Raw genomic sequence first — 24,418 nt, 5'->3', positions numbered from 1 at the left:
TACAAGGTTTTCACGTTATTTCAGATTTACACCCTGGCAATCAGACTTTTTGCCTCAGAGATTGCATGGTAACGCGACGCAGCTCGGCCCCCTCTGCAATCCTTCCCATCAGCCGTTTGTCCCCTCATCGAGAAGAACGCCGGCCCCTAGCCCTGTTCGCGCGCCAGCCACTTATCAAGCGTTCGACGGCATACGCCAAGACGCCGCGCAGCCTCGGTCTTTGACACCTCCCCCGCTCGAACAGCCGCGAACATCTCGAGCGCACCTTCCGGAAGCGGCTTCTCAGGCCTGCCGAACCGCATTCCACGTGCCCGCGCCGCAGCTATACCCTCAGCTTGTCGACGCTTGATGTTCTCGCGCTCAACCTGCGCCACATAGCTCAACAATTGCAAGAGCAGATCGGATATGAAGGTCCGGGTCACATCTTCCCCAAGGCCTGTTTGGCCCCGTGTATCGAGCAGCGGCATGTCGAGCACCACGATATCGACATTCCTGTCTTGGGTAAGCTTTCTCCACTGGTGCAAGATTTCCTCGTAGTTACGGCCCAGGCGATCGATGCTTGTGACCACCACGACATCTCCAGGCCTGAGCCGGCGCATCAGCGTTCCATACCGGGGCCGGTCAAAGCTCATTCCCGTATATCGGTCAACATATATATGGCTGTCCTTAACCGGGAACGCCCGCAGCGCATCCAGCTGCCGATCAACGTTTTGATCGGGGCTCGAAACGCGCGCGTATCCATACTCCATGTACTCGCCTCCTTAGGCATTGGCACTACTTGAAACGGATTGTTACCCCGCACCGCGCTCTAACCAGAAGCGCTTCGCACAAGCCACATGTCGCGTTCCGAGCAGAAACGCCCCGCGCGAGCTATAAGGCGCAGGCAAACCAGAACCGCCCATACGAACCCAAGACGCGCCGCGTATAATGAATCGGAAAACCAAAACGGGAGGATATACGGCATGGACTTGTCGCTCATTTGCGCGCTTATCGCTGCGCTTGCAGCCGTTGTGGCGGCCGGCGCGGCAATCATCTGCCTTATGGAGGCGCGCCGAGAATCGGCGCGGGCCGAAGACGCCCGAAGCAGCGCGAGCGCGAACATGCAGGAGCTGACGCGCCATGCCCAGGAAACTCAGCGCGCGCTCGACAGCGCCCAGCAATCCCTCGGCGCGCTCGTTCAGCATGCAGCCGCCACGACTCCGCTCATGCAGCAGCGCTTCGATACGGTCTCACAGCAGATCGCCCGCACCGGGGACCAGATGGACGCTCTTCGCCGCGAGACCACGCAGCAGCTCGGGCAAAACCGCGAGAACATCGAGGGCCGCCTCGACCAAGTGCGCGAAACCGTGGACCGCCAACTGGGCCAGATGCGAACGACCGTGGACCGCCAGCTGGGCGATATCCGCACCGACAACGCGCGCCAGCTCGACCAGGTGCGCGCCACGGTAGATGAAAAGCTCTCTCGCACGCTCAACGACCGGCTTTCGGCATCGTTCAAACAGGTAAGCGATCAGCTTGAAGCTGTTTACAAGGGCCTCGGCGATATGCAGAGCATCGCCTCTGGCGTGGGCGACCTCAAGCGCGTGCTGAGCAACGTGAAAACACGCGGCATGCTCGGCGAGGTGCAGCTTGGCGCCATCCTCTCGGACATCCTCGCCCCCGAACAATACCTGGAAAACGTGGTGACTAAACCTGGAAGCTCCGAGCGCGTCGAATTTGCCGTGAAGCTTCCCGTTGAGAGCGGCGACCCCATCCTGCTGCCCATCGACGCCAAATTTCCCGGCGACACCTACGAGCACCTGCGCGACGCCCTCGACGACGGCGACGCTGAGTCAATTGCCGCGGCGCGGCGCGCGCTCGAGACATGCATTAAGGGCGAGGCGAAAGATATCTCGAGCAAGTATCTCAGCGTGCCCGAAACCACCAACTTCGCCATCATGTTTTTGCCCTTCGAAGGGCTCTATGCCGAGGTAGTCGATCGTCCCGGGCTGGTCGAAGTCCTGCAGCGAGACTACCATGTCAACGTGGCGGGCCCCTCCACCATGGCGGCACTCTTGAACAGCCTGCAGATGAGCTACCAGACGTTCCGCCTGCAAAAACGCACCGACGACGTGCTTCGCGTGCTCGCCGCCGTTAAGGCGGAGCTTCCCAACTACCAAGAAGCGCTTCGCCGCGCCCGCAAGCAGATTGACACAGCGGGCCGCACGGTCGACAGCATCATCACGACGCGCACCAATGTCATCGAACGCAAGCTCGACGACATCAGCGCCCTTGCCGACGACGATGCCGCCGAGGTCCTTGGGATTGAAGCGAGTACCGAGCACGGTGATTCCTACGCCAAGGCTCTAGATGAGAGCGCAATCCTAGAACCCATTCATTCAAGCACAGAGACGCGAGACACTACCAATGGGAACGAGCACGGGAACGACGCAACCTCCTAACGCCCTATCGATGCCGAATCCCATTCACGCTGCACACGGTTATACCGATGCGCGGCTCTTCGCCTCCACCACGATGCGTCGCAGCTCCTCCGACCGAGTATGGCCGTGCGCCCTTGCCCGATCGTCCACATAAGCCATGAGCGATACGGGAAACCTCACGGTAAAAGGCCTGACCTCTTCGTTGGCAATCGACGGGCGGCCACGACGAGGCTTGCCCAGCTTCGCTGCGTCCCATGAATCTCGCTCATAATCTTGGGCACGAGCCTCTGCCTCTTCCTCGGTCATACCAATCTGGGCAAGCAACTCCTTGTCACTCATCGTCTAACCTCCTAAGCCCAGCTCGCGCAGCGCCTTACGTGTTGGCGGCGTGAAAGCATGCCAAATAATCCAGTCGCCATCGGATGTGCGCCGGCCTACCATCTCGATGCTGCGCCCCGTTGCGTCAAAACCGATTGCAATATATTCAAAGGGCCGGGAATCGCTACGCACCGCATATGCAATCGCTCCCTCCCATGCGCTGCGAACATCATCTGACTCAAGCTCTGGATGTCGCCCATGAATCCTATCCAATACATGTGTCACTGAGCCACCTGTCCTGATTATTGTATGACAATAATCAATCGCGCACAATAACGCGTGGAAGGGCAAGTCATGGATACGCCCTTTCGCCTACTCGCAACAGGCGAAGCACATTGGTAAGATGGCCATACCATCACAACCTTGCTGAGCACGATGCCTTGCATGTTAGGCAGTGACGCAGAGAGGATTCGCCATGCCCCGTGAAACCAACGCCGCCAAGCGCGAGCGCGCAATTGAGGTCTGCGAACGGCTTGACCGGCGCTACGGCCCCGTCGAGTGCTTTCTCGACCACGAGAACCCCTTCCGCCTCGTCATTTCGGTCCTCCTTTCTGCCCAAACCACCGATGCGCAGGTGAACAAAGTTACGCCGGAGCTTTTCCGCCGCTGGCCCACTCCCGAGGCCATGGCTGGTGCCACACCCACAGAGATCGCCGAGGTGATCAAGTCGCTCGGCTTCTATAAAACGAAGGCCAAGCACTGCGTTGAGGCTGCTCAGATGATCGTTGCCGATTACGGCGGCCACGTTCCGGCCGATATGAAAGAGCTCGTCAAGCTCCCTGGTGTGGGGCGAAAGACAGCCAACATCGTGCTCAATGTGAGCTTTGGCATCGTTGAGGGAATCGCGGTCGACACGCACGTCAATCGCATCGCCCACCGGCTCAAGCTCTCGCCCAAGACCCATGAGAAGGAACCACTCAAAACGGAACAGGACCTTCTCAAGATTCTTCCCAAAGCGTATTGGCGCAACGTGAATCACCAATGGATCAAGTTCGGGCGCGAAATCTGCGATGCACGCAAGCCGCTCTGCGGCGAATGCCCCCTCTCGGATATCTGCCCCAGCGTGCGCTGCTAGCTCCTAGCTCACGCCCTTGCCCAGGATACGCTGCGAGCCCTAGCTCACGCCCTTAGCCCCTACTCACATCGCCATCACCGAGCGCACAAACGACTCCACACGCGAGGGCATGGCAGTAAGCACATCGAGCACCTCTTCCGGCGTGGCCCCGTTGATGATGCAGGTCAGAACATACGACCCGACAAACACCGCCGCGAGCCCAAGGGGAATGAGCACGATGAGCGCGAGCACGCGCAGACAAGCACCGATGCGACGACGACGCGCCCGGCGGCGCTGGAAGGCGAGCTCTTCGCGGTACGCATCCTGCGCGACCGAATAGCCATCGCCCGCCTGAGACGGTGTATGCGAGGCCTCATGTTCAATCCGCTGCTCGGCATGCGTTTCGCACGCGCGGTGCCGCTCGGAAAATTCCTCGTGCCCGGATCGCTGCGCGGAGGGCGCATCGCTCCCGATCTGTTGGTCGACGGGCACCCGGCTCCCGGCCTGCTGCACGACAGGCGCCCCAAGCCCGGCCTGCTGCGCGGCATACTGCTCTTGCATGGCGCGCAACCATGCGTCCTGGGAACGACGCTCACGCTCCAACCGGTCATTTACTTGTTTGGGAGTCTCGATAAAAAGGTCCATGCAACATCCTCCTCGGAGAGGCATGCATGGAAAGGTAGGCCAAGCATGGCACGGAGATTAGCCTACGTCAAGCGTGCCCTGTGTCGAAATCGATAAACGGCATGCCCCGAGGACGCCGAGCGAAAGCTCGCTCCATCAACCACGATTCAAGCACGACCGCGGTGGCAACCCCACCAAGCCGCGTCACACGGCAGATGCGCCTCATGGGCAGGTCGCACCATGCAAGAAATGGCCGTGCGGAAATAGGGCACAACGCAAACGCCATCACGCAAAAGGCCGCCCATGCAACAAACGGCATGGGCGGCCCCAGAACCTAGGCGACGCGTTAGAACGCCAAGCCTACACTAGTAGTTGATCGCCTGCTCCTCGAAGTAGCTCTGCGGATGGTTGCAGACGGGGCAAAGCTGCGGAGCCGTGGGGCCAACATGCAGGTGGCCGCAGTTCAGGCACTTCCAAACCTTGACGCCCTCGCGCTCGAAGACCTCGCCCTTCTCAACGCGCTCGGCGAGCTTAAGATAGCGCTCCTCGTGCGCCTTCTCCACCGCGCCAACGCCCTTGAACTTGGCGGCGATCTCCTTGAAGCCCTCCTCCTCGGCGGTCTGCGCAAACTCGGCGTACATCGTGGTCCACTCGTAGTTCTCGCCAGCGGCGGCGTCCTTCAGGTTGTCGAGCGTGCCCGGCACCGCACCGCCGTGCAGATACTTGAACCACAGCTTGGCGTGCTCGGACTCGTTCTTGGCGGTCTCCATGAAGATGTCGGAGATCTGGACGTAGCCGTCCTTCTTGGCCTGCGAAGAGTAGTAACGATACTTGGTGTGCGCCTGCGACTCACCGGCGAACGCGGTCTCGAGGTTCTTCTTAGTCTGCGAGTTCTCGAAATCCATTGGACTCTCTCCCCTCCTGCTGGCATCAGCAGTCGTTGTTCGCGCACTCACGGCGCGCCTATGCTGAGGTTATACCCTCGGCGGTAGATTATACTCATACTTAATAGGAATTAGTTCTAATAAAATGAAAGAATCGCATACATTGCGCCAGCCAGATGAAGCTTATTCAACTTTTGGGCACTTCTTGCCTGCCTTATGAAGTATGAGTAACTTTTTTGTCAGAGAAACCGCAGGTACATCGCTCGCAGAACACCTGTCTACTTTGCAGGCACCTCGTGAAGTGCCCAAAAGTTGAAAGTGGTCGGTGCCCATGCAATGCTACAGTGCGATAAAACCCAACATGCTCCCGCAGCCAAACGTAGATTTCGGATTTCTTACAGCAAAAGCGCTGGTAGAGTGCTGACGAGATACTTCCCGCTTCAACCGAAGGTATAAAACAGGGTTTCAAGCCAGCGGGCAGCAGCCCCTATGCGATCATCCAAACGCGCTCACCATCGCGCTCGACGGCCAAACAGAACCCTTCCTGCTCCAAGGCGTCGAGGATCGAAGCAGCGAGCCCGGAGTCAACCGGGCCGCGCCCTGCCTTGGCCTCAAAGCGGTCGAGTTCGCGCACAACATCCTGCAAGGTAAGGCCCGCTGGCTCTGCATCGCGCGCATCGAGCAGCATCCGGACAACCTCTGCGCGCTTCTGGCGACGCGACCCTTCGAAACGGGACTGTCGCGTATACGCCGCGGAGCGGCGCGAGGGGTTGGGCAGCGTCTTTTTGAGATACGCGCCGTAGTCGAGCAGCGCATAATACCAGGACCGCGGCGTGTCTTCAGCATCCTGGGGAACGGCAAACCGCTCCGTCCCAGAAGCCCCATCCGTCCGCGCCGCAATACCCTCCGGGGCAAGGGGACAGGTCGCCTCCACCAACGGCGTGAGCTCCCGGTCGGGCACCGCAGGAACATCAGGGAAGAAGTGATGCAGAAACACCGTACGGACGTTGGTCTCGAGGTACACACCGGGCAGGTCGAACGCGAAGGCCCTGATACCCTGCGCCGTCGCGGGACCTATGCCCGGCAGCGCAACGAGCTCCTTCGTTTCGCGGGGAAACGCGCCGTCACAGCGCTCCATGATTTCCTGCGCCGCCCGCTTGAGCGCCAGCGCGCGGCGGTTGTATCCCATACCCTGCCACGCCTCGAGTACATCGGAGGTGGGGGCATCGGCCAGCGCCTCGACACTCGGAAAACGTTCGAGCCACGCCGGCATGCGCGTCTCGACGCGTGCCACCTGGGTCTGCTGAAGCATGACCTCCGAGAGCCAGATATGATAGGGGTCGCGCGTGCGGCGCCATGGAAGGTCTCGGTACAGCCGCGCACCCTCGGCGCGGATGAGCGAGCGAAATTCCTCTGAAACCATGTACCAGCCTACGCACCGGTATGACGGCGAAGCGACGCGCAGTCGGCATACGAGGCAAATGCGCTGCGATCGGTGAACTTCGCGTCAACGGCGGGGAAACGGCTCCACGTCACGACGTCGTGCAGCGTGATGGAACTGAGATAATCGCGCATAAGGGCTTCGGCTCCCAGCCAAAGCGGATGAAAACAGCAGGTAGACATACGCGAGCAGTCGGCGTCAGGCGCGGTGCACTCGTTGATGCAGAATGGTCCTTGCACGGCTTCGACGATATCGCAAAGCGTGATCGCGGCAGGATCGGCCTTAAGACGCATGCCGCCATGGACGCCGCGCAGGCTCTCCACAATGCCGGCCTGAGCAAGCCCATGCTGGATAGACCGCGCGAAGGAGTAGGGAACATCCACTTGCTCGGCGGCCACGCGCACGGAAAGCAGGTCGCTCTCGCTCGTAGCCAGAATCGACAGAATGCGCAGCGCGTAGTCCGTCTTCCTCGAGATGTCCATTATAGCCCCTTTGATGTCGAACGCCTGATAACTTGTCTTACCATGTTATATGACTGCACAGGCGAAAAAGCTGAGCATAGACTATAGCATGTTACCTACATCGCGCAGCGGGGCGTATTAAAAGCAAAAGCCCCGCACATGGCGGGGCTCTCTAAGCAATGGCGGGAAGTACGGGGCTCGAACCCGCGACCTCCGACGTGACAGGCCGGCGCTCTAACCAAACTGAGCTAACTCCCCTCAGCAAATGCTGCGTGAGCAAGTGTACCAAGAGCAGACGAGCCGCGCAAGGGTATTTTTAAAGAAAAGTGCGCTGATGCAAAAAAGCCTCCATAAGCGCAGCTCAGAGGGGGGCTGCAACTGCAACAGCTATTGCGCACGGTGAGGAGAACGCTGTGGCCGCAGCTGCATGGAGAATGGCCGGCATGCTGCGAGGCGGGCTGCCGGCTGCGTCCACTAACTTACTCCAGATCGATGATCTTAAGCGAAAGGACCTCGCCCGCCGAAACCATCATGCGCGCCATAGTTGCCCCGCGGGACCCGCGCGGAAACGTTGCCGACCCCGGGTTCACCACCAAGCAACCGCCCATCTCGAGCACGCGCGAACGATGCGTGTGGCCGCATACGGCAATGTCCACATCGTCAACAGGAAGATCCTCGCGATAATGGGCCACGGCAAAACGAAGCCCCTCATAGGTGAACAGGGCCAGCCGCTGCACCTCGGGGCCGTAGTCGCGGTAGTAATCGTTGTTGCCCAGCACGCCGCGAATCGGCGCAATGGTGCGGAGGTGCTCCCAATCCATTTCGGACGTGATGTCCCCTGCATGAATGATGAGGTCGGCACCTTCAAGCTGTTCGAGCAATGCGGGCGACAGGTGCCCGTGGGTATCGGAGATGATATCGATCCGCTTTGCCTCGGGTTCCGCCCCAACACGCCCCGACTCGGTCACCGTTGCCCCTTCCACAAGCACTCCCTACAGACTCAGCGCCTTTTTAAGCGGCACCACACGACGACGAGAAACCGGTACGCGCTCCTCCATACCCGTAATGCCCAGCTGGATGGCACCCGAGGGCACCGTCTCGACGTCTTCGACGCACGCAAGGTTCACGATATAGCGACGATGCACGCGGAAGAACCCGAAGTCGCAGAGCTTCGCCTCAAACTGAGCGAGCGACGTCGTGGAAAGAAACCGGTCATCGTCGGTAAAGATGCAAGAATAGTCGTCCTTCGCCATGATATAGCGGATCTGGTCCACCGGGATGAGCACCTTGCGCCCGCCCTTTTCGACCGGGATGCGCTCGATGGAAACCTTGCTCTCGGTCTGCGGCTTCACACGCGTGAGGACCTTCTCGATGGCCTGGTCGAGCCGCGCCTCTTCGACGGGCTTCAGCAGGTAGTCGACCGCGTCGACATCGAACGCCTCCACCGCGTGGTCGCTGTACGCGGTCACGAACACGATCGCGGGAGGGTTCTTGAGCTTGTGGAGCGCCTCCGCCAGCTGCAGGCCCGATGCCCCGGGCATCGAGATATCGAGAAACACCACGTCGACGCGGCTCTCCATTAGCATCTCGATGGCAGACCGAACACTCGACGCCTCGGTAATCGAGCTAATCTTGCCCGTCTGCTCGAGCAGAAATTTAAGCTCAGAGCGGGCAGGAGCCTCGTCATCGACGATCATCGCACGTAGCATACGTTGTATTCCCTTCGTCCGCGCAAACCGCTAGGCATGAACCGTGCGCCCAAACGGAACCGGATGTTCTCATTCTACCCATCAACGAAGATACTCCCCAGCAAATCCAGATGCAAGGTAATCGTCGTCCCCTCCCCTGGGTGCGATTCAACGTGCGCAGAGGATTTGGGGCCGTAGAATCGCTGGATTCGCTCGAAGATGTTGTGCATGGCCACGCCAGCGCCGCCGCCTTGGGGAGCGTTTACATCGACCGGCCGCTCCGTTACCTCGAAAAGGTGCGCCGCGGTCTGCTCGCTCATGCCCACGCCGTCGTCGGATACCTCGATTGAAATCGCCCCCTCGCCGCACGAACGCACCGCAACGCGAATATGCAGCGTGCCCTCGTCCTTCATACCATGACGCACTGCGTTTTCTACGAGCGGCTGAATAACGAAGGAGGGCACCGGCGACTCCTCGACGCCGTCTTCCACAATGAATTCGGCTGCGATGCGGTCGTCGCCAAACCGCGCGTACTCGAACATGAGATACCGCTTGGTCTGCGCGATCTCGCGCGATACGGGGATGAGCGAGCCGGAATTATCGAGCGTCGAGCGGTAGAACGAAGAGAACTCGCGAAGCAACTCGCGCGCGCGGGCCGGATCGGTGCGCGTGAAGGAAGCGATGGTGTTGAGCGTGTTGAAGAGAAAGTGCGGGTTGATCTGCGCTTGGAGGGCGCGCACCTCGGCGCGTGCGGTGAGCTCCTCCTGGAGCTCGAGCTCGTGGATGGCGAGCTGCGTCGAAATGAGGTCGGCAAAGCCCGACACAAGCGCGTACTGCGTGCGGTTGACCGCGTGCGGGCTGCGGAAATAGAACTTGAGCGCGCCCACGGTGTGATCGCTCACCTTGAGCGGAGCCACGATGCCCGCGGGGATCAGCCGGGCTCGCCCGTTCTCGGCACGCACCTCCACCGCCTGGGTGAACGACTGGATGATGCCGTGCTCAATCACGTAATGCGTTGCAGGCGTATGGATGGCAGAGCCGGAAGGAAAATCCTCCGCCATGTCGCCCACGCAGGCGAGAACGCGGCTCTCGTCGGTCACAGCGATGGTGCTCGCATGCGTCTCGGGCAGCAGGTGTCTGCAAATGGCTTCCGCGCTTTCGGGAGTAAGGCCGCCGCGCATGTCTTCGAGCATGTCCGAAGCGAGCGAGAGCGTTTCCTCGGTGTATTGGGAACGCAGGCGGTCCGGGTTGAGCAGGCGATAGGCGAATACCACCAGAAAGATGGCGAGCAGCACGCACACGATGGTCACCGGCACCGACTCCGCTCCCGCAATGACCAACCAGAGCAGGTAGAACGCCACCACGGACGCACCGATCACGGCAAGCATCCAGAGCAGCGAGAGGATATCGGTATGCCCTCCCGCCACACGGGACCGAAGGTTCATCAAGCCTCCTTGAAGAGTTCCGCGAGCTGCGCGTCGCGCCACAAGCCCTCCATGATGGCGGGCCAGAAGCTTTGGAAGCGCAGGTACTTTCCAGTGTTCTCGCGTGCATACCGCAGCGCGTTGCTGCGTCCATGGCGCCAGATGCCCCAGTAGGCGCGATGCTCCCGCGTGAAGAACGTGCGCACGATGGCGGTCTTGCGCACGCGCGAGTCGAGTTCCGACGAGATCCACGGACCGGGATACGGCATGAGCGAGGCGGGCGTCACCGAGTTGAGGTCGTTCTGACGGTTCGCATCGGCGAGCTTCGCCCGTTCATAATACCAGCGGTACACGTCCTGCATAAAGCGCGGTGCGCGCTGTTCGACCGCAGGGGGAAGATGGCGCACCGACCACCGGTTGTCGAACCAGACATCGAGACCGTGCAGCCGAAGATTGAAGAGGTAGTCGAGGTCCTCGCCGCGCGTGATGAACGGGTCGAACGCCACGCGCATGTACGCGCGGGCATGCACAGCAAAGCATCCGCCGCACACATAGTTGGAACGCGAGATGCGCGTCCCGCCGAGCGCCCGACGCATCCACTGGTTGAATTCCACGCGCTTGGTCCACCAGCGGTTCGTGATGCCCGCTTTTGAGGTGTTGGCGAAAGGAGAGTTTTCCTCGTTGAAGAAATATCCGCTCTTGGCAAGGATGGGAAGGCCCTGGCGCGTCTCGTGCCCAAGAGCGTATACCGCGCGCTTCATGAAATCCGCGGTGGCAACGACCTCGTCGTCGTCCAAGAACACCACGATGTCGTGGCCCAGCACCGCTGCGACCGCGAGCCCCATGTTCCGGATGGCCCCATAGCCGCGCAGCGATACGCATTCCCCCAGCCCGCGGGGGGCGAGCTCGCCCACGCGGTCGATGACCTGCATTGCCTCGACGTTGGTCACAACGGTAATGGTGAGCGATGGGTGGTCCTGAGCGATGCGCCGCACGCGCATGCTAACGTCGGAGGAGGCGGATAGCGGGCATACCACGAGCAGGACGATGGGCGCGACATCGTCCACGTTCTCGAGCGACGCAAGGCAGCGATCGAGCTCGGTGTCTTCGCGGTTAAGGTCGGTCGAATGATCATAGGCGCCGGGGGCCTGCTGTTCGGCCCGCACATCTGCCCAGTACGTTGGGATCACGATAACCGGTCCCACGTCCATCACGACCTCTCGTCTCTGGCTCTGCACCTGCCCCAGGCACAGAGCCTCATCGAGCACGCCGGCTTTCCGCACGCGCGCGAGATATCGCCGCGAGAAGCGGTTGGCCGCCCCGAGCGATCCCCCAATCGCTAATGCGAGGCGCCCCGCGCTTCCGCAAAGGGCGAATCCGCCTTGAAGTACGGCGTGCGAGCAAGCGACTTACTCAACGGATATCCCAGCACATACATGATAACCGCTTCGCCGGCGCCCGTGGTCACCAGTCCAAAGAGATACATGAGAGGCCAGGCACCATCGAGGGATATGGATGTGAAGGGAATCGTGTAGAAGCCGGTTGCCTGCAAAAGAATGGGCAAATAGGCAGGGACGATGAGGGCGTTGGCAATCACCGGGCCGGCGAGCGCCACGAGAGGATGCTTCCTCATCTTCCAGGTAAAGCAGGCGCCCGCAAACGTGGCGAGCGAGCCGAAGACCACATCGAGCAGGCCGAGCATGCCCGTGCCGGAAAGCGCGATGTTGGCGACGTTGGCGATAGCGCACCCGAGCGTAAGCCCCGGAATGGCAGCCGGGGTGAAGAGCGCGAGCGCGCAGAGCGCCTCGGACACGCGGAACTGGATGGGGCCCCAGGCCAGGCTGCCAAGGAAGAGCAGCGCGATGAGCGTGCATGCCGCGTACACGGCAGCGATGACCCCTATACGGGCGACTTCATTCGATTTCATGAGCATTCACCTTCTATGTTGGAGGGCTTTACTTGAATGCTCATCAGACGTGCCGGCGGGTGGTCTCTTTTGGGACGGGTCTATTTTGATCCATTTGACCCACTTCGGCCGCGATGGGTCAAAACGGACCCGTCCCAAAACGACTCAAATGGGTCAAAACGGACCCGTCCCAAAAGAGACCACCTGGACCGTCGCGCCCGGCCCTACGCCAGGCCCTTGATTCGAGAGAGCCTGATGAGCATGACAAAGCCCACGACCAACAGGATCCCGATGGAAAGCACTCCTAAAGAAGCATCCCCCGTGAGCGATGTCACGACAGATACTAGCAGAGTTCCCATGACGCTCGCATAGCGCCCGAAGATATCAAAGAAGCCGTAGTACTCGTTCGAACGCTCCTTGGGGATGAGCTTGCCGAAATAGCTGCGCGAGAGCGCCTGGATACCGCCCTGGAACATACCCACCACCACAGCGAGAATCCAGAACTCCACCTCGCTCTTGAGGAAGAACGCCGCGAAGAGCACGATGCCCACGTAGGCAGCAACCGCGATGAGAATCATGCGCAGGGTTCCGTACTTCTTGGCAAGCGATCCATACGCAATCGCGGAGGGGAACGCCACAAACTGCGTGACGAGCAGGGCCAGGATGAGCGCGGTCGAATCGAGGCCGAGCGACGTGCCGTAGGTTGTCGCCATCGAGATGACCGTATGCACGCCGTCGATGTAGAAGAAGAAGGCAATCATGTAGATGAGAATCGCCCGGTCCTCGGCGATGCGGCGCATCGTGGTGCCGAGGCCGCGGATGGTCTTGACCACCTCTCCGCCGAACGTCTCGCCAGGTGCGAGCTCCTTGGCGTAGCGCTGCTTATACGTGCGCACGAGCGGCACGGTGAACGCAAGCCACCAAATGCCCGTGATGATAAACGAAACCTGCACGCAGAAGAGCATATCGAGACCCAGAGCCGAGGGTCCCACCAGGATGAGCAGGATGCACACGATGAACGGCACGCACGACCCGATGTAGCCCCACGCGTATCCGGAGGAAGACACGGTGTCCATGCGATCGTCGGTGGTGATATCGGGGAGCATGGCGTCGTAGAACGTCATCGACGAGTTGAGCCCGATGGTGCACAGCACGTACACCACGAGAAACGGCATGGCACCCATGGGGATAGCCTGCGCGAAGCAGAGCACGAGACCCGTGAGGAAGAAGCCAAGGAAGAACTTGATCTTGTTGCCCGCATAATCGGCGAGCGACCCCAGAACGGGCATGAGCAGCGCCACCACGAGCGACGCCACCGTCTGGGCGTTTGCCCATGCGGTCACGAGCTCCGCAGAGGAGGCCCCCGTGTTGATCGCGTCGAAGTAGATGGGCACGACCGACGTGTTGAAGAGGACGAGGGCAGAATTGCCCACGTCGTACATGACCCAGTTGCGTTCCTGCTTGGTGTAGTTCACGACTGCTTCCTTCCCCATGCGCACGCGCGAGGCGCATGCAAAACAGCCTTATATGGTACGGCACCAAACAGAAAAGCACCGTCAGGATTTAGTAAAGAGGCCAGCCCTGAGCCGGATGCCGCCATGGGGCACCGCCGCACCCAGCGGCAGGGCGCCGTCATCGGTACCGGCCTTTCGGCCACAGGCCGGCCTCAGGGGCTAATCGTCTTCCTCAAGCTCCTCGTCGTCGGCAAGGGGGCGTCCGGAGTAGTTCACGCGGTTCGTAACCTCTTCCATGGGAACCCCGTCCACGAAGGCGCGTGCAGCACCTTCGTAATCGTCCAGCGCCCGGTCGAACACCTCGGGGAAGCTCTCGAACGAGACCGCCCTGGTGAACGGATTCTCCCACTCCAAATGCCCCATGTTGCCCGCACGAAGCGGAGGCTCGGTAGTCACCCGGTGCGCGAGCGAAGCCAGCAGCGAATGTCCGCGCACGGCTCCCTCGATGAGCCCGAGAACCTGCGAGATTGGCGCATTCGCCGGCTCGACGAGCTGGTAGGCGAGCTTCATGTCGGCCACGGCGCCGCCGTACTCGGGAGCTCCTACCGAAAGACCGAATACGCTGAGCGCCGTGTGGCTCATAAGCGTTCCGGCAACCTTGTTGATACGATCGGTCGTCACGAGCTCGCATGCAGGCGGGCAGTCCTCCGTAGTTGCGCCCCCGCGCTTAATCTGGAGCATAAGGACGTCCAGGTCGCTTTCGATGATGGCATGCACCTGGCTCCCCGCATCTTCGAGCGTCTCATCGACTTCCTGCACGCCCCATTGCTGGGCGTAGACGAACGGATGGGCATTGCGGTCGAGCACGTAATGAGAGAGCATGCCCAAAGCGAAGGCGCGGCCAATCTGGGCATCGTGCTGGCGTAGATGCGACACCCCGTCGCGCAGTGCCGCGAACTGCTGGGAGATGCGGCAGCGATGCATGGCCTGGGCGAGCCCCATGCACTCGGCGATATGCGGTGTGCGCACGCGGAAGAAGAATGGATCAGGGCCTTGGTTTGCCAGCAGAAACGCCATGCGTTCATCATCGCTTCCGATGATTCCCGCTGGTAGCCTATCGATACTTTCCTCGCCAAAGAGGTGATGGGTGATGAGCGCAGGCATGTCGCCCCTTCCCGCGCACCGCGGCAGCGGGCGTGTTCCCATGCTGCCATGCGCCTCCGAGTCGTTCTGTTCCATTATGCCCAACGCGAACCGCAAGATACCCGCCAATGCCCGGGGAAACATACCGCTCATACGATGCCCGCCGGAATTGCCGGGAAACCCTGCGACGATGCGATACCATGGTGCGTAAACATGCAGATGTTGGGAGGGAGGTGCGTCGCCGTGCCACAGGGACAACGCGACGAAGCGGATAACCATCCACAGGGCCAGACGCCCCGCGGCTCGGACACGGGCGTTGGGATGCCCACGCCCCGATCGGCACGCCTCGCCTCCTATCGCCCGCCGCACCAACATGCGACCTTCCCTCACGAACAGGAGCCGGTGGGGGCGCCCGCCCCTAGAGAGCGTCAAGCCGAACGCCAGCCAGGCGCTCCCGGCCATCGCAGCGGGCATAGCGCCATGCCGCACGGCCACTCCACCCAAGGCAGCGAGGCCGCATCCCGCCACGAACGCAGGGGCCGTCCCTCCCCCAACGATGCCATGCCTCGCCGCATCCAGCGAGGCGATGCCGGAAGCCCGCGCCAGGAATCGCGCGGCGATGCCGGATCTCTCCGCCGCCGGGAGCAGCGCGACAATGCCGGAAGTCCTCGCAGCCCGGAATCGCGCGGCGGGCACATCTCGGTACGCGAAAGCAGCCATGCCCCCGGGCGCAACGGACGCGCGTCCATGCGTAATGCCGGGCGGGTTGCCGGGCGGGCAGTAGGCCCCCGAAGAGGCCCCACCGGGCCCTATCCGCCTACCGCCAACAGGGCCGCGCGCATCTTAGGCACCATCGCCATGGTCGCGGCCGCCCTCGTAAGCGCGCTGGGAAGCGCCGTGAGCAAGCTGTTCGGCCGCCTGTTTGGCCGGCGAAACCCTCACGCCGTATTCTCCTCCCGCTCATCGCGCCGCCGCTGGTCGGGCGGTGCGCCGCGCTCTGGGCGCAGCACGTTCGCACGGGGCTCCTATCGGGGCAGCTCGTGGAGCAGACGGGGGCGCCGCCAACCCGTTCGGCTGCGCGCCGTGCTCGCGCCATCCTGCATAGGTGCCCTGGTGCTCACGCTCGCCTCAACCGTTTTCTTCGTGCCTTCGGCTGGCGCGGATGCCACTGCCGAGGCGAAGCTTCTCGACCTCACCCCCATGAGCATAGGGCAGCTTCCCGCATCCACGCAGCGCTCATCGTGGCAGCAGGGCAGCATGCCCTACCTTTTCCAGACCGACCCGCTCTGGGCCCAGAAGCCCTACGCAGGAGCCACCGTGGCGCTCAACGGCTGCGGCCCCACCTGCCTCACCATGGTCTACATTTACCTAACAGGCAACACCGACCTCACGCCCGCCGACATGTGCGCACGCGCCGACGCAGGCAGTTACGCGCCAACCGGCGCAACGGAGTGGCGCTTCATGACCGAGATGCCGAGCAAGCTCGGGTTCTCCAGCCGAGAACTCGAACTCACGCCAAACGCGATATCTACGGCGCTCGAGGCAGGACAGCCGGTCATCTGCGCCGTGGCCCCTGGCGACTTCACCTCGGTGGGCCACTTCATCGTACTTTCCGGCATCGACGATGCAGGCATGCTCACGGTCCACGACCCCAACAGCAGCCTGCGGAGCGCGCAAAAGTGGAGCGTCGACCGCATTTTGGGCCAGACCACCGCATGCTGGGCCTTCACCGCATAGCAAGCGGCCCCGAGATGCGCTGAGGCCGCTTTGCGGGGCTTTGCGGGGCTCGCGCTCGCCAACGCGAAGCGGGCGGCCCCGATATGAACCGAGGCCGCCCGCCTAATCGTTATGTAGAACCAGCTCAGCAGCCGGTGCGCGGCGCGCTAGTACACGCCGGGCCAGAGGTACCAGGAATTGCCGATCTTGATCGCGCACACGCCGATGTTCCCCATGTCCTCGCTCTCGGTTTCACCGGCGCTATAGCCTTCATAATCCTCGTTGAAGGTAACGGAGACCTCGCCGGTAAGATAGTAGCCCTCGGTAACAACGCCGTCGCATCCGCTTGACGCAAGGGCATCGTTGATGCTCTCTATGTCGTAGCTATCGAGCCTATCGCCCAGCTCCACATCGATCGAGATGGTGAACATGTCCGTATAGCTTGAAAGCGTTGACGCATAGTATTCCATGCTACCGCCAAGCGAGCTGCCCATGTACTGGATCAGCTCTTCGCGCGTACGGCCGGTCTCCTCAAGCGCCGAGTCGATGAACTCGGGCGGAATAAGGTCGATGATGCCGCTGCCGAACTTCTCGAACGCAGCAGAATCGAAGTCGCTCTGCATAAGGTCGTCGAAGAGAGCGTCCGTCTGGTCGGCGATGCCCTGCGCGCTCTTGTGCGCCCCGCCGCCAAATACGCCGGAGACCGCGAGCACGATGGCCACTACGGCAACCACGGCGACCGCCAAGATGCCGATGGCCATGCCACGGGTCACGCGGAACGGCTTTTTAGGCGGCTTGACATCGAAGGGGCTTTGGCCCGCTGGCGCCGGCGGAACACCCGGCGGGACGGAACCGGGAGCTGCGGCGAACGGGGGCGCAGATTGCTGCCCCGCAACTGGCGAGGGTGCCGGAGCAGGCTGGGGCGCGCTCGCGTTGGGCTGGGCTGCACCCGCAACAGGCTGGGGCGCTACCGGCTTGCCGCAATGCCCGCAAAATGCAGCCCCGTCTGGCAATTGAGAACCACAGTGAGGACAGTACATGTCAACCTCCCCTTCCCGCGCTCGATAGACCCCGTAGCCCCGAGGCGCATTGCGCGAATCCAAGGCGACGCGCCACCCAGGGCGCGCCGCTTTCTTGGACTAAAGTGTAGCCTCACCAACGCCCCCATAGGAGCAGGCAATCGCCAAACAGCAGGTTTTCTGGCGCCCACCGGACGCCGCTCGCCTACACAATCGGGGCAATCCCAGAAAAATGCAGGTACAGCGAGATAAGAGCAACGATGACGACCACCAAGGCTATGACCTTGTCATGCGCAGCAGGAAGCACCGGCTTGCCGCGCCCCTTCTCTCCTGCCGCATACACCAAGATGCCCGGGGCAAACAGGATCGTCGTGATCATCACACCCTGAAGGCCCGTAGACCACACGAGGAAGATCGTATAGATGAAGCCGAGCGTGCCGAAGAACCGCGCAGTCGCGAGTTTGGGCGCACGAGGGCCGTCCAGGTGCTCGTTCTTCCAGCCGATCACCATGTAATAGGCTGCGGAGCACACATAGGGGATGAGGATGGTGTTGACTGCGCACGAATAGAAGAACTGATACGTACTTGCCGCAACCGCAGATAGCACAAGGAACAGCTGGGTGATGCTCGAGCTTACAAGCACCGTCACGATCGGGGCGCCGCGATCGTTGGTCTTGGTGAACGACTTGGGGAACGAGCCCTGGCGCGCAGCCTCGAAGGGTGTCTCGGAAGCGATGATCACATACCCGAGCATGGCGCCCACAAGCGAGAGGACCACGCCGAGATTTACGACCGCCGCCCCTACCGGACCGATGGCGCGCTCAAGAATGCCCGCCATGGAGGGCGTTGCGAGCTGGGCCATCTCTTCACGCGGCATGATGCCGAGGGAGAGCAGCGAGATGATGAGGTAGAGCACGAAGACGGCGATGAAACCGAAAGCCGTCGCTCGTCCTACGTCTTTCACGTATTTTGCACGACCCGAGATAACGACGGCGCCCTCGATGCCCGTGAACACCCAGACGAGCGCGATCATGGTCGAGACGACCTGTTCACCAAAACTCGGGCCTCCGGGCTCGCCCCAGAAGTTATCCATAAAGATATCCGGGTTGAATTTGCCCAGAAGCACGATGGACAACACGAACATGCCAAGCGGAACGAGCTTCGCCAGCGTGACGATTGTGTTGATGCCAGCGGCCTCTTTAACCCCGCGCGTAACCAAAAACGTGAGGAACCACAGGAACACGCTCGCGCAGATGATTGAAATCATGTTGTTGCCCTCACCGAACACCGGGAAGAAATACCCCAGCGCGCTGAAGAGCAGCAATGCGAAGCTCACGTTCGAGAGGCATGCGCTGATCCAATAGCCCCAAGCGGAATTAAAGCCTACGTAATCGCCAAATCCTGCAGCGGCATACGCATAGATGCCGCCCGTAAGATCAGGGCGCGCTTGCGACAGGCCGTTGAACACCATCATGAGTGCGAACACGCCAATGAAACAGATGGCCCACGAGACGATGACGGCGCCGGAGTTCGCACCGCCAGCGGCCATATCGCCCGCGAGCGAGAAGATGCCGCCGCAGATACTCGCGGTAATGACCATCATCGTGAGGCGGAAAAGATCGAGACCGTTAGGATCGATGATACCGTCGTCGCCAACGCGCTCGACGACCTCATGGTCCTGTGCCATACGAGCTCCCTTCCCTACTTGCGTAGACGTAAAAAGGGGCCGACACGCAGGCCGGCCCCCGAAAAGAACACCTTAGAAACGCAGCGACAGGCAGGAAAGGCCGCCGTCGACCTTGCGGTACTCGGAGGTATCGACCACGAGCGTCTTGTAGCCCAGGTCCTGGACCGCCTTGAGCACGGTCGGGTAGCCCTCGGCAACGATGACGGTGTCGTTCACCCAGATGCAGTTGGCACCGTAGGCCTCTTCCTCGGGCACAACGATCTTGTTGTACTGGGCAAAGTCCGGCTTGTCGATGAACTCGCCCGAAACCAGCATGTTGTTGTTCTCGATGTAGTTCACGCCGGTCTTGAGGTGCAGGACCTCCTCCAGCGGGACCTCGGAGCCCTCGAGACCCCAGCCCTCGAGGATCTCGATGAACTGGCGGATGCCCTCCTCATTGGTGCGCGCGGAGCGGCCCACGTAGAAGTGGTCGCCCACCATCATGACGTCGCCGCCATCGAGGGTACCGGGGCTCACGATGTGCTTCACATGCTCGTCGTCGAAGAACCGACGAACGACCGGCTCAATCTCGTCCTTCTCGCCGTTGCGGGAGTCGGCACCCGGATTGGTGATGATGGCGCCGCAACGGGTGATGACCGCGGGATCCTCGACGAAGCAGCTGTCGGGGTACTGCTCGAGAGCGGGAAGCACCGTGACGTCAACGCCGCACTGCTCGAGAGCGTGCTCGTAGTCGTAGTGCTCCTCGATGGCGCGCTCGTAAATGGGCTGGCCGAGCTCCGGCGCGCTCGTGATGCCGTTGCTAAGCGACTTGCCGGGACGACGGATGATGACGTGGCTGAACTTGGTCATGATGAGGTCCTCCTTGGGAAGGTTTGCGGGGCTTCCTTCACCCCGTCTCGCTGGCTTCATTCTATGGGTGATTCTTTGTTTTGTATATTGTATACAATTATGAGCGGTGCCTATTGCTCGGTGAACGGTTGATTCTATTTACTGGTTTTATCTTTCATTCTCTGCACGTCGACAATATACATTTGAGAATGCTTGGCATGCTCATGCTATTCATCTAGCAACGGTCTGTTGTATGCTGTTGCAGGCGCATCAACATGCCGCAATCGCTCACCCACCGAAGGGAGGCGACCGTGGACACCCCACGCAGCTCGCTCAAGGATAATGTATACAGCTACATTGCCGGGCGCATCGACAGTGGAGAGCTCTCCGCCGGAGACCGTGTAAGCGAACAAGCCATCTGCGACGCGATGGGGGTTTCGCGCACGCCGGTTCGAGAAGCGCTCATCCAGCTCGCAAGCGATGGCTACCTCGACAACCAACCCAGGCGCGGCTTCCGCGTGCGAGGCTTCGATCGCCAACGAGCACTCGAGGTGTTCGAGGTCATCGGGCCCCTCGACGGGCAGGCTGCCTTCTTGGCATGCCCCCAGCTCACCGAGCAAGACCTCGCACAGATGCAGTTCCTTGTGGGGTCTATGGACCTCGCCATATCGAGTGGCCTCATCCTCAAATACGACGACTTACAGCGCGAATTCCATTACAGCTATGTCCAGAAATGTGGAAACCAGCGCCTCATGGACCTCATGACGCAGCTCGAGCGCTGCTTCATCAAGCGCGACTACAGCACCGTTGACCGAGAAATGACCACCAAGCTGCTGCTCAAGGCCAACGATGAGCATCGGCACATCCTCGACCTTCTCAAGGCTCACGACGCCGCTGCCGTTCGAGACTATGTCCGCGACGTGCACTGGAATACCGATAACGCCGAGTTCACCGTGTGGTAGGCGCCAAGATCACGATAAAAAGCCTACGATGAGCGCATGCCCAACCCCCATAGCGACTGCGAGAGCATCGGCTAGTGCAGGAATAAGACGGACCCTACCGCTATGGCCCAACGGGTGCAGCGCCCAATCATTGGAGAAGAGGTCCCTAAACAAAACGGAGGCCCCAACCAGGTTGGAGCCTCCAAGAGACACACGATGTAGGGTAATCGCAGGCGCTTACGCGTAGATGCGGGTGCCGGAGAGACCGGCCATGGTCTCGGCGGCCTTGTCGAGCGCGCCGATGATGCACACGCGGCCCTTGCGGCTGCGGGCGAACTTGATGGCGGCGCGGACCTTCGGCTCCATGGAGCCCTTGCCGAACTGGCCCTCGTCGGCGAGTTTCTCGGCCTCGTCGGCGCTGATCTCGGTCAGGTCCTGCTGGTCGGGCTTGCCAAAGTTAATGGCCACGTGCTCGACGGCGGTGAGCAGGAAGAGCACCTGAGCGTCGCAATCCTCGGCGAGGAGCTCGCCGCCCATGTCCTTGTCGATAACGGCGGCCACGCCCTTGTAGCAGCCCTTGTTGTTGTAATCGCGCACCACGGGGATGCCGCCACCACCGCAGGCGATGACGATGAACTCGTTGTCAAGAAGGTTGAGGATGGAATCGGCCTCGACGATCTTCTTAGGCTCGGGGCTCGCCACGACGCGGCGCCAGCCGCGGCCGGAGTCCTCGACGAAGGTCATCTCGGGGTTCTCCTCCATGAGCGCCTTGGCCTGCTCCTCGGTGTAGAACGGGCCGATGGGCTTGGTGGGGTTCTGGAACGCCGGGTCGTCCGGGTCGCACTCGATCTGGGTCACGACCGTGGCGGCGTGCCAGCGCTTGTAGCGGCGATGCATCTCGCGGCCGATGCCCTGCTGCAGGTGGTAGCCGATGTAGCCCTGGCTCATGGCGCCGCACTCGGGCAGGTCCATGGAGGGGGTGCCAATGGCGTCGTGCGCGGCGGCGAAGGCGTTCTGGATCATGCCGACCTGCGGGCCGTTGCCGTGGGTGATGATGATCTCGTTGCCCTGCTCGATGAGGCCGAGCAGCGCGTGGGCGGCGTGGCCGACCTTCTCGATCTGCTCCTGGGGGGTGTCGCCGAGGGCGTTGCCGCCGAGCGCGACGACGATACGATCGGGCTTGCCGATGGGCTTGGACATGGTCATTCCTTTCCGCCGAAAGTTTGTAAAAACGTTCATGCAATTCCACCCAAGTCACTCGGGTAGGCTTGCATTATATTCTCGAGATGCCCGTTTTTATTCATATTTAGAGTTTAGAGAGGATAGATAACGGATGAGCGGTAGGTATTTGCCGCTCAGCGTATCGCCGTGTTGTGGTTTCGTGATGCTCCACTTTTTCGAGGTAAAGCAACGGTAAAGAAGAGCCTCGCGCATCAAACGAAGCGCTTTTCTCCCCTCCGCGCATCCCTTCATTGCTGAACGCGGTTTTATGCATAACATGCATTGTTTTATATTTGGCCCCACGGCACGCTGGGCCGCCTTCCGGCGCCCCCGCCGGCAGCCCGGATGCACCGCGATCCCCCGCCCGGGCGGGAAAAGCGCCAACGGGGCCCGAAAAAAGCCGCTCGGAGGGGCGTTGGCGCGCGATGCCATGCAAAAGTCCCGCCAAAGGATCGGATTTTTGGGCGCACGCGCAGTAGCCGGCATGGGGGCAGCGTCCTGACCTGCGGCTCCCCTGAGCCCACGGCGCGGCCTATCCGGCCCATCGATGAAAATCCGATTCTTTGGCGGGACTTTTGCTCCGGGGCTGGCCGACCACGGCGCTTCACGCGGCGCTTCCAGGCGGGCGGGCCGGCCAATCGTTCACAAACTTGACGAATGCGCGCACAAACTTGCTGAGTGCCCCGAAATGGCGACATTCGGCAAGTTTGTGCGCGCATTCGTCAAGATTATGCACCCTCCCGTGAGCTCCCCTGCCTTCTTTGAGTGCCTCCGCGCGACGTGCACCCGCGATGCGCCCTGCACCAGACCCACGCGCGACGCGCTTTTGCGCCATACGCCTACACCCCACACCGCGCCCCACAGAGCGCCCCGGGCTGCAAGCAGAAACGGGCCGGCGGAGTGCAACGCTCCGCCGGCCCGCCACAACAGACGATAACCGCCGTCCAATAAACGCGCCAGCTTACCCGTGAATACGGGTGCCAGATAAACCGGACATAGTCTCGGCGGCCTTGTCGAGCGCACCGATGATGCAGGTGCGGCCCTTGCGGCTGCGGGCGAACTTAATCGCCGCGCGGACCTTCGGCTCCATGGAGCCCTTGCCGAACTGGCCCTCGTCGGCGAGTTTCTCGGCCTCGTCGGCGGTCAGGTCGGTCAGGTCGCGCTGCTCAGGCGTACCGAAGTTCACAGCCACATGTTCCACAGCAGTGAGCAGGAAGAGCACATCGGCGTCGCAATCCTCGGCCAGCAGCTCGCCGCCGGCATCCTTGTCGATTACCGCTGCCACACCCTTATAGCAGCCCTTGTTATCGTAGTCACGGACCACGGGGATGCCACCGCCACCGCAGGCGATGACGATGAACTCGTTATCAAGAAGGTTCAGAATCGAAGGGGCCTCGACGATCTTCTTGGGATCGGGGCTCGCCACGACGCGGCGCCAACCGCGGCCAGAATCGTCCACGAAAACCTTGTCCGGCTCCGCTGCCATAATCTCGCGGGCCTGCTCCTCGGTATAGAACGGGCCGATGGGCTTGGTGGGGTTCTGGAAGCTCGGATCCTCCGGGTCGACCTCAATCTGGGTGACCACGGTGGCCACGTGCCAGCGCTTGTAGCGCTTGTGCATCTCGCGGCCGATGCCCTGCTGCAGGTGGTAGCCGATATAGCCCTGGCTCATGGCGCCGCACTCGGGCAGGTCCATCTCAGGTGTCCCGATAGCATCGTGGGCCGCGGCGAAGGCGTTCTGGATCATGCCGACCTGCGGGCCGTTGCCATGGGTGATAATGATCTCGTTGCCCTGCTCGATGAGGCCGAGGAGTGCGTGGGCAGCATTGTTCACGCGCTCAATCTGCTCAGCGGGCGTGTTGCCCAGCGCATTGCCGCCGAGCGCGACGACGATACGGTCGGGTTTGCCAAGAGGCTTGGACATGGAAAACTTCCTTTCGTAACTTACAGTCAGCTGGCATTAGCTGCTCAGCTTGATTTCATTCGCTAGGATTTAAAAAATTGTCGTAGAAAAAGTACAAAATAGAGTCAAATTTTGTATATTCATTACGACAATTTTGCGGGAAGCACGAGACGGGCCACCCCAGGCTGCCTGCAGCAGCCCGTCTTCGTCAAATAGCTGCGATGCG

Annotated in this window: 22 protein-coding genes, 1 tRNA gene and 1 pseudogene; 4 read left to right on the top strand and 20 right to left on the bottom strand. The window is 61.3% G+C overall.

The genetic code is table 11. The features are described 5' to 3' along the window. Nucleotides 1–146 precede the first annotated feature (146 nt). The gene (locus HGEM_RS07040) at nt 147–749 is read right to left on the bottom strand and encodes a recombinase family protein (RefSeq protein ID WP_019128723.1); all 603 of its coding nucleotides are present in this window, start codon (nt 747–749) and stop codon (nt 147–149) included. Between the two features lie 213 nt (nt 750–962). Between HGEM_RS07040 and HGEM_RS07035 the strand changes: the two genes are divergently transcribed. Further along, on the top strand, nt 963–2,441 hold the full coding sequence (locus HGEM_RS07035; protein ID WP_019128722.1) for a DNA recombination protein RmuC: 1,479 nt from the start codon (nt 963–965) through the stop codon (nt 2,439–2,441). Between the two features lie 39 nt (nt 2,442–2,480). Here the strand turns inward: HGEM_RS07035 and HGEM_RS07030 are convergent, their stop codons facing one another. Beyond that, a complete protein-coding gene (locus HGEM_RS07030; protein ID WP_019128721.1) occupies nt 2,481–2,759 on the bottom strand; it encodes a hypothetical protein in 279 nt (92 codons plus the stop codon). A 454-nt stretch (nt 2,760–3,213) separates the two neighbouring features. Between HGEM_RS07030 and nth the strand changes: the two genes are divergently transcribed. After that, nucleotides 3,214–3,873, top strand: coding sequence for an endonuclease III (gene nth / locus HGEM_RS07025; RefSeq protein WP_019128720.1), 660 nt, complete (start codon nt 3,214–3,216; stop codon nt 3,871–3,873). A 63-nt stretch (nt 3,874–3,936) separates the two neighbouring features. On the opposite strand, the gene HGEM_RS07020 is transcribed toward nth, so the two are convergent. From HGEM_RS07020 to HGEM_RS06965, 12 genes are all read right to left on the bottom strand, one after another. Continuing rightward, nucleotides 3,937–4,497, bottom strand: coding sequence for a hypothetical protein (locus tag HGEM_RS07020; protein ID WP_019128719.1), 561 nt, complete (start codon nt 4,495–4,497; stop codon nt 3,937–3,939). Nucleotides 4,498–4,841: 344 nt separating this feature from the next. Next, nucleotides 4,842–5,381 carry a rubrerythrin gene (rbr, locus tag HGEM_RS07015; protein WP_019128718.1) on the bottom strand — a complete coding sequence of 180 codons (540 nt, stop codon included), beginning with the start codon at nt 5,379–5,381 and terminating at the stop codon, nt 4,842–4,844. 466 nt (nt 5,382–5,847) lie between these two features. Next, nucleotides 5,848–6,783: an HhH-GPD family protein gene (locus HGEM_RS07010; protein WP_019128717.1), complete on the bottom strand. Its 936-nt coding sequence runs from the start codon at nt 6,781–6,783 to the stop codon at nt 5,848–5,850. A gap of 8 nt (nt 6,784–6,791) precedes the next feature. Beyond that, on the bottom strand, nt 6,792–7,283 hold the full coding sequence (locus tag HGEM_RS07005) for an RrF2 family transcriptional regulator (RefSeq protein WP_019128716.1): 492 nt from the start codon (nt 7,281–7,283) through the stop codon (nt 6,792–6,794). 159 nt (nt 7,284–7,442) lie between these two features. After that, nucleotides 7,443–7,520, bottom strand: a tRNA-Asp gene (locus HGEM_RS07000). Between the two features lie 221 nt (nt 7,521–7,741). Next, nucleotides 7,742–8,245 (bottom strand): metallophosphoesterase family protein, encoded by a 504-nt coding sequence (locus HGEM_RS06995; RefSeq protein ID WP_230197243.1) that lies wholly within the window; start codon nt 8,243–8,245, stop codon nt 7,742–7,744. A 9-nt stretch (nt 8,246–8,254) separates the two neighbouring features. Continuing rightward, a complete protein-coding gene (locus HGEM_RS06990) occupies nt 8,255–8,971 on the bottom strand; it encodes a LytR/AlgR family response regulator transcription factor (protein ID WP_022349294.1) in 717 nt (238 codons plus the stop codon). Between the two features lie 74 nt (nt 8,972–9,045). Next, nucleotides 9,046–10,395 (bottom strand): histidine kinase, encoded by a 1,350-nt coding sequence (locus tag HGEM_RS06985; RefSeq protein WP_019128713.1) that lies wholly within the window; start codon nt 10,393–10,395, stop codon nt 9,046–9,048. After that, nucleotides 10,395–11,579, bottom strand: a complete 1,185-nt coding sequence (locus tag HGEM_RS06980) for a glycosyltransferase (protein WP_035101688.1) — start codon at nt 11,577–11,579, stop codon at nt 10,395–10,397. The genes HGEM_RS06985 and HGEM_RS06980 overlap by 1 nt, the downstream gene beginning before the upstream one ends. 134 nt (nt 11,580–11,713) lie before the next feature. Beyond that, nucleotides 11,714–12,307: a QueT transporter family protein gene (locus HGEM_RS06975; RefSeq protein ID WP_019128711.1), complete on the bottom strand. Its 594-nt coding sequence runs from the start codon at nt 12,305–12,307 to the stop codon at nt 11,714–11,716. A gap of 197 nt (nt 12,308–12,504) precedes the next feature. Then, a complete protein-coding gene (locus tag HGEM_RS06970; RefSeq protein WP_019128710.1) occupies nt 12,505–13,755 on the bottom strand; it encodes an MFS transporter in 1,251 nt (416 codons plus the stop codon). 198 nt (nt 13,756–13,953) lie between these two features. Then, a complete protein-coding gene (locus tag HGEM_RS06965) occupies nt 13,954–14,898 on the bottom strand; it encodes a zinc dependent phospholipase C family protein (RefSeq protein ID WP_019128709.1) in 945 nt (314 codons plus the stop codon). 1,092 nt (nt 14,899–15,990) lie between these two features. Between HGEM_RS06965 and HGEM_RS10365 the strand changes: the two genes are divergently transcribed. Further along, nucleotides 15,991–16,614, top strand: coding sequence for a C39 family peptidase (locus tag HGEM_RS10365; RefSeq protein WP_019128707.1), 624 nt, complete (start codon nt 15,991–15,993; stop codon nt 16,612–16,614). Between the two features lie 146 nt (nt 16,615–16,760). Here the strand turns inward: HGEM_RS10365 and HGEM_RS06955 are convergent, their stop codons facing one another. The 4 genes and pseudogenes from HGEM_RS06955 to HGEM_RS06945 all read right to left on the bottom strand — a co-directional run bounded on the left by HGEM_RS06955 (nt 16,761) and on the right by HGEM_RS06945 (nt 20,148). After that, a complete protein-coding gene (locus HGEM_RS06955) occupies nt 16,761–17,366 on the bottom strand; it encodes a hypothetical protein (protein WP_019128706.1) in 606 nt (201 codons plus the stop codon). 201 nt (nt 17,367–17,567) lie between these two features. Continuing rightward, a pseudogene (locus HGEM_RS10685) lies at nt 17,568–17,633 on the bottom strand (zinc-ribbon domain-containing protein); the annotation flags it as partial. A 184-nt stretch (nt 17,634–17,817) separates the two neighbouring features. Beyond that, a complete protein-coding gene (locus HGEM_RS06950) occupies nt 17,818–19,299 on the bottom strand; it encodes a basic amino acid/polyamine antiporter (RefSeq protein WP_019128705.1) in 1,482 nt (493 codons plus the stop codon). Between the two features lie 72 nt (nt 19,300–19,371). Continuing rightward, nucleotides 19,372–20,148, bottom strand: a complete 777-nt coding sequence (locus tag HGEM_RS06945; RefSeq protein WP_019128704.1) for a dimethylarginine dimethylaminohydrolase family protein — start codon at nt 20,146–20,148, stop codon at nt 19,372–19,374. 290 nt (nt 20,149–20,438) lie between these two features. Between HGEM_RS06945 and HGEM_RS06940 the strand changes: the two genes are divergently transcribed. Further along, entirely contained in the window at nt 20,439–21,089 is a 651-nt protein-coding gene (locus tag HGEM_RS06940) for a GntR family transcriptional regulator (RefSeq protein ID WP_019128703.1), read from the top strand. A 216-nt stretch (nt 21,090–21,305) separates the two neighbouring features. On the opposite strand, the gene arcC (HGEM_RS06935) is transcribed toward HGEM_RS06940, so the two are convergent. Then, entirely contained in the window at nt 21,306–22,268 is a 963-nt protein-coding gene (gene arcC / locus HGEM_RS06935) for a carbamate kinase (RefSeq protein WP_019128702.1), read from the bottom strand. A 982-nt stretch (nt 22,269–23,250) separates the two neighbouring features. Continuing rightward, nucleotides 23,251–24,213, bottom strand: coding sequence for a carbamate kinase (gene arcC, locus HGEM_RS06930; protein WP_019128701.1), 963 nt, complete (start codon nt 24,211–24,213; stop codon nt 23,251–23,253). Nucleotides 24,214–24,418 lie beyond the last annotated feature (205 nt).

The sequence above is a fragment of the Enorma massiliensis phI genome, from assembly GCF_000311845.1.
Taxonomy (GTDB): domain Bacteria; phylum Actinomycetota; class Coriobacteriia; order Coriobacteriales; family Coriobacteriaceae; genus Enorma; species Enorma massiliensis.
Note: the sequence above shows the minus strand (reverse complement) of the source record. Positions and strands in the feature narration are given on the sequence as shown.

Excerpts from the sequence above, each read along its gene's own strand:
- HGEM_RS07040 (WP_019128723.1), bottom strand. The coding sequence starts at position 749 with ATGGAGTATGGATACGCGCGCGTTTCGAGCCCCGATCAAAACGTTGAT.
- HGEM_RS07035 (WP_019128722.1), top strand. The coding sequence starts at position 963 with ATGGACTTGTCGCTCATTTGCGCGCTTATCGCTGCGCTTGCAGCCGTT.
- HGEM_RS07030 (WP_019128721.1), bottom strand. The coding sequence starts at position 2,759 with ATGAGTGACAAGGAGTTGCTTGCCCAGATTGGTATGACCGAGGAAGAG.
- nth (WP_019128720.1), top strand. The coding sequence starts at position 3,214 with ATGCCCCGTGAAACCAACGCCGCCAAGCGCGAGCGCGCAATTGAGGTC.
- HGEM_RS07020 (WP_019128719.1), bottom strand. The coding sequence starts at position 4,497 with ATGGACCTTTTTATCGAGACTCCCAAACAAGTAAATGACCGGTTGGAG.
- rbr (WP_019128718.1), bottom strand. The coding sequence starts at position 5,381 with ATGGATTTCGAGAACTCGCAGACTAAGAAGAACCTCGAGACCGCGTTC.
- HGEM_RS07010 (WP_019128717.1), bottom strand. The coding sequence starts at position 6,783 with ATGGTTTCAGAGGAATTTCGCTCGCTCATCCGCGCCGAGGGTGCGCGG.
- HGEM_RS07005 (WP_019128716.1), bottom strand. The coding sequence starts at position 7,283 with ATGGACATCTCGAGGAAGACGGACTACGCGCTGCGCATTCTGTCGATT.
- HGEM_RS06990 (WP_022349294.1), bottom strand. The coding sequence starts at position 8,971 with ATGCTACGTGCGATGATCGTCGATGACGAGGCTCCTGCCCGCTCTGAG.
- HGEM_RS06985 (WP_019128713.1), bottom strand. The coding sequence starts at position 10,395 with ATGAACCTTCGGTCCCGTGTGGCGGGAGGGCATACCGATATCCTCTCG.
- HGEM_RS06975 (WP_019128711.1), bottom strand. The coding sequence starts at position 12,307 with ATGCTCATGAAATCGAATGAAGTCGCCCGTATAGGGGTCATCGCTGCC.
- HGEM_RS06965 (WP_019128709.1), bottom strand. The coding sequence starts at position 14,898 with ATGCCTGCGCTCATCACCCATCACCTCTTTGGCGAGGAAAGTATCGAT.
- HGEM_RS06950 (WP_019128705.1), bottom strand. The coding sequence starts at position 19,299 with ATGGCACAGGACCATGAGGTCGTCGAGCGCGTTGGCGACGACGGTATC.
- HGEM_RS06945 (WP_019128704.1), bottom strand. The coding sequence starts at position 20,148 with ATGACCAAGTTCAGCCACGTCATCATCCGTCGTCCCGGCAAGTCGCTT.
- arcC (WP_019128702.1), bottom strand. The coding sequence starts at position 22,268 with ATGTCCAAGCCCATCGGCAAGCCCGATCGTATCGTCGTCGCGCTCGGC.
- arcC (WP_019128701.1), bottom strand. The coding sequence starts at position 24,213 with ATGTCCAAGCCTCTTGGCAAACCCGACCGTATCGTCGTCGCGCTCGGC.